The organism is Acinetobacter entericus (assembly GCF_026168575.1).
Lineage (GTDB): Bacteria > Pseudomonadota > Gammaproteobacteria > Pseudomonadales > Moraxellaceae > Acinetobacter > Acinetobacter bouvetii.
Genome location: NZ_JAPEQW010000065.1, coordinates 1 through 4,742, shown reverse-complemented (window position 1 = coordinate 4,742; position 4,742 = coordinate 1). Strand labels below are relative to the sequence as shown.

The window sequence follows — 4,742 nt, the reverse complement described above, 5'->3', positions numbered from 1 at the left end:
TATTCCGCCACGTTATTCCAAGACTGAATTGGCTGTGATTAATTTTATGGCGTGGTGCTTTGGTAAGGTGCCGGATAGTGAATTTATCCATGTTAGTTACTCTGCCAAGCTGGCAGCAAACAATGCTTTTCAGACACGAAATTTAGTGCAAGAAGTGGCCTATAAATCTGTGTTTCCAGAATTTCAACTACGCGATGATAGTAAAGCAAAAGATGACTGGAGAACCTCTGAGGGTGGCGTGTGCTACTCCCAGGGTACAGGTGGTACGATCACAGGCTATGGCGCGGGAAAGCTCCGAGATACTTTTGGCGGCGCCGTTATTATCGATGACCCGCATAAGGCTAGTGAAGCAAGCTCAGATACGATTCGTGGCAATGTTATTGAGTGGTTTCAAGACACGCTTGAGTCTCGTACTAACTCACCAAATACACCAATCATTGTGATTATGCAGCGATTGCATGAAGAAGATCTTGCTGGTTGGCTGCTTGCAGGTGGTNCAAGACACGCTTGAGTCTCGTACTAACTCACCAAATACACCAATCATTGTGATTATGCAGCGATTGCATGAAGAAGATCTTGCTGGTTGGCTGCTTGCAGGTGGTAATGGTGAAGAATGGGAACACCTTTGCTTGCCGGCTATTCAAGATGATGGCACAGCACTATGGCCCGCAAAGCATTCAATTGAGCGCCTTAAGGTTATGGAAGATGCTGCGCCGTATGTTTTCTCGGGCCAATATCGCCAATTGCCATCACCGCCAGCTGGCGGTTTTTTTAAGCCCGACAGAATTGAAATTGTAGATGCGCTGCCTGCGGAATTCACTAAAGAAGTGCGCGCTTGGGATTTGGCGGCTTCGGAAAACGAGGGTGACTGGACTGCAGGCCCGAGAATGCTAAAGACCAAAGAAAACATTATTTACATCGTGGATATGGTGCGTGGCCGTTGGGGCCCTGACGGTGTTGAAAACACAATTAAGCAGACGGCTCAAATGGATGGAAAGTCAGTGATGATTCGGCTGCCGCAAGATCCTGGTCAAGCGGGCAAGTCCCAAGCTAAAAACTTCATCACAATGCTTTCTGGCTTTAGTGTTAAAGCTGAGACGGTATCAGGCGACAAGATTACTCGTGCACAACCATTTGCGGCTCAGGTCAATATCGGCAACGTGAAGATGCTCCGTGGTGACTGGAATAAAGCTCTCATTGAGGAACTACGTAACTTTCCAAATGGTACACATGACGACCAGGTGGATGGCTGCAGTGATGGTTTCAATGATCTCAATGAAGCGCGTATCGGTAAAAAACCTGCAGGTGCTGGCACTCGAACATATTAATAGGAACATTTATGGCAAAGTCTAAAAAAGACAAAGCGTCAAAGAAGGCTTTGTCTCTTGGGAACTTATACACTCAAGAAGCGGTAACGCGTTTTTTGGTTAATTTTGGCAAACAGCCAGATACGGATGAAGTACTTCGTAAAGCGGGCATTACGCGTCATAAATTGCGTGTGCTGTTAGATGATGATGAAATCGCCCAAGCCGTTGAGACTCGCATTGATGCATTATTAGCTACACCGCTAAGAGTCGAGCCAAGTGATACAGATGAGGCAGAAAAATTAACTCTTATTCTAAAGGAGTGGTTTCATGAGATTGCAGCCGGCTCTTTGAATGCGCTGTTCTTTGGCTATTCGGTTCAAGAGGCCGTTTATGAACTTAAACCAGAAGGCTACATTGGCCTGGAGTGGATTGGCGAAAAGCCAATGCAATGGTTTGAACCTAAAAATGATGGCCGATTGATTTACAGACAAGAAGGAACTGCGGCTGAGCATGAAGTGGATCAGGTCTTTAAATTCTTCTTAACGCGTCGTAAAGCTTCATATGAACAACCTTATGGAAAAGCATTGCTAGCAACACTGTATTGGCTATTTTTCTTTAAGCAGAATGGATTCAAGTTTTGGGCTAAATTCTTAGAGCGTTTTGGCACGCCAATTCTTCTAGGTAAATGCAAAGATACCGAAACTGAAGATATGAACAGAGCATTATTAAATGCTCATGCTCAAAGTGTGCTGTCTATAGATGCTGAAGATGATGTTCAGGTGTTGGGCACATCTGGTGCAAGTGGTACTGCGGGGGCTGCGTTTGAGTCTTTTAACAATCAACTCGTACGACAAATTCAAAAAGTTATATTGGGTCAAACGCTCACCAGTGGAACTGATGGTGTGGGTAGTCGAGCATTGGGTCAAGTCCATGAAAATGTAAGGATGGATAAACTCAAATCTGACATTCGACTGGTTACACCTACTTTGCAAGCCGTGGTGAATGCACTATGCGCTCTAAATGGCTGGGGTGATTATGAAGTTATGCTCGGTGAAAAACCTAAACCACTCAATAAGGATCAAGCCGAGCGCGATGCGCACCTTAAAAATGCCGGTGCAAACTTAACGCCACAGTATTTTCAGCGTGAGTACGGGCTTCAGGATGGTGATATTGCTGAGAGAATCCAACCTCTTTCAAATACCCAATTCTCAGCCATACCTAAACGAGCATTTAGCTTTAAAGCCCAGGCCAATAAACTTTCTGCTGAGCAGCAAGAAGTTGAAGAGCTAACGGATGGCCAAGATGATCTGCAGTTATTGACCAATGAGCAGATTAGACAATTAGCAGCTGATTCTGAGACTCCAGAGGCCTTGCTGTTCAATTTGTCGCGATTAATACCAGGTGCGACGCAATCGCAATTTACTGCAAATTTAGACCAAGCTTTATTTGCTGCGGATGTATTGGGGTATGCGACTGCAGCCAAGGGGAAATAGATGCAACCAGTCACGTTCCTTGAGGCGCTGCAGTATGCGCACAGTAAGAAAGTGGTGCTGCCTGATGAGTTTTACTCAATGGACCTTAAGACCCGGCAGATGGCGACCACGGTTAGCTTTTTGTCGAGTCTTGAGCAAGTTGAGTCAGTGATTAAGTCACTGAATAAAACTTTGGCCAACGGTGGGACGTTTAACGACTTTCAGAAGCTCGTTGCTGAATCTGAAATCATTTTGCCTAAGCATTACCTAGACAATGTCTTTCGTACCAATATCCAAAGCGCATATGGTCATGGTCGTTGGCAGCAACAGCAACGGAATAAAGACAAACGCCAGTACCTGATGTATTCGGCTATCGATGATAGTCGTGTACGTCCTGCACATTTGGCATTGAATCGGATCGTGTTGCCGATTGATCATCCTTTTTGGCTAACGCATTACCCGCCGCTGGGCTTTCGTTGTCGCTGTACCGTTATCGCCCTTACAGAGGCACAGGCGCTTAAATACGGCATTACACCTGATGACAAGTTGCCAGAGGTTGCAGAGGCTTTGGATTGGAGTTCCCATCCACTGCAGTTTGGTGAGATGGAAGCGCTGGTTGATAAAAAGATCAATGTTTCAGTGCTTGATAAGGAATATCTCCTTGAGCAAAAAGAAGTGATCAAAGCTGAATGGACTGCATCAAAAAAGTTGGCCAGTTTATTCGCGCCGATGAACGATAGCAGCCGGAACCTATTTAATACGATCGCAGATACCGTCATCCCGCTAGATCCATCAATCAGGCCAAGTGCAATCAGAACGCTGCTGGATTATGTGCAGGGCAATGATGCAGCGCTGACCGGTTATTTAAATAAGCCAGCTATTAGCTTGGCTGAGGATGTGCTTAAGCGCTGGGTGAAAGAGGATATGGCAAAGATTCACGCCGTTGCAAGCAATACGGCTTCAACTGTGGTAGGTGCGGCGACACTTCAACAGGTAGCAGCTTATCAGGCAGGGCAGACAATCCAGCTTAATGCGCCGTTGCTAATGACTGATACAGCTTCAGATATCGTAATCAAGATTGAGAATGCCGGAGGTCTGGGAATCGATCTAGACATGCTGAATGCTGGTCATGGCGTATTAATGCCAATAGGTTTGTCGTTTGAAATGGTTTCGATTGAAACACTGAATGGCAAGATGATTTACACACTTAAAGCATTGGTGAATTAATGACTGAAAAATGTGAATCGTGTCGACGTGGTTTGAATGGTCGAAATGGTAATGGTTATTCGCCATGCAGTTGTGGGAAAAGAGTAGTTGTGATTGGTAGCCCGTCAAGAGTGAATAATCTTGTTCGTGCTATGTGCTGCGTTCTATCTCGACCACCAAAGAAACCATGAGTAGAAATTAACTGAAGCCGCCTAATGGGCGGTTTTTTATTGAGGATAATAAAATGCGTGTAATGGGTATTAATGATTCAAATTCAGTGGTTGTTGAAGAAGGCACGAAGCTACCTAAGTTCATCCGGACATTAAAAATTGAAACCGCAGAAGAAGAGCAACAGTTACGATTATTTTTAACAGGTGCCTTAAAAGTTGATAAAGACGGCTGCCATTCAATGGGGCGTGACTTTGGATCAAATGCTTTATGTCAAAGTTCAGATGTGTCAAATGGAAATGTGGCTTTGGGTGTTGATTCATCAAGCGCAGGGTTGTCGGAACTACTAAAAGTCAGTGCTCTTGATGTGAAGTTACAGGCTATTAATTCTCTGACTGCTATCCTTAATGTTTATGGGTATTCTGATATGCAGAATGCAGCTGCCGAGAAGCTTAATCTATTAATTCAAGAACTTTGAACAATTCTGAAATTTAAACCGCTCCATCTGGGGTGGTTTTTTTATGGAGCATGAAAAATGCCACAGACAAATCAAGAGCAGCCTAAAAAGGATGATCAGTTTTGTTTTCAG

General features: G+C 44.6%; 3 protein-coding genes and 1 pseudogene. All 4 read left to right on the top strand.

The window, feature by feature from the left end; genetic code table 11:
• Positions 1–1,328: pseudogene (gene terL / locus OKC24_RS19110) on the top strand (phage terminase large subunit); the annotation flags it as partial.
• A gap of 11 nt (positions 1,329–1,339) precedes the next feature.
• Positions 1,340–2,800, top strand: a complete 1,461-nt coding sequence (locus OKC24_RS19105) for a phage portal protein family protein (RefSeq protein ID WP_265466229.1) — start codon at positions 1,340–1,342, stop codon at positions 2,798–2,800.
• A complete protein-coding gene (locus OKC24_RS19100) occupies positions 2,801–4,006 on the top strand; it encodes a phage head morphogenesis protein (RefSeq protein WP_265466228.1) in 1,206 nt (401 codons plus the stop codon).
• 223 nt (positions 4,007–4,229) lie between these two features.
• Positions 4,230–4,631, top strand: a complete 402-nt coding sequence (locus tag OKC24_RS19095) for a hypothetical protein (protein ID WP_265466227.1) — start codon at positions 4,230–4,232, stop codon at positions 4,629–4,631.
• The last annotated feature ends 111 nt before the right edge of the window (positions 4,632–4,742 follow it).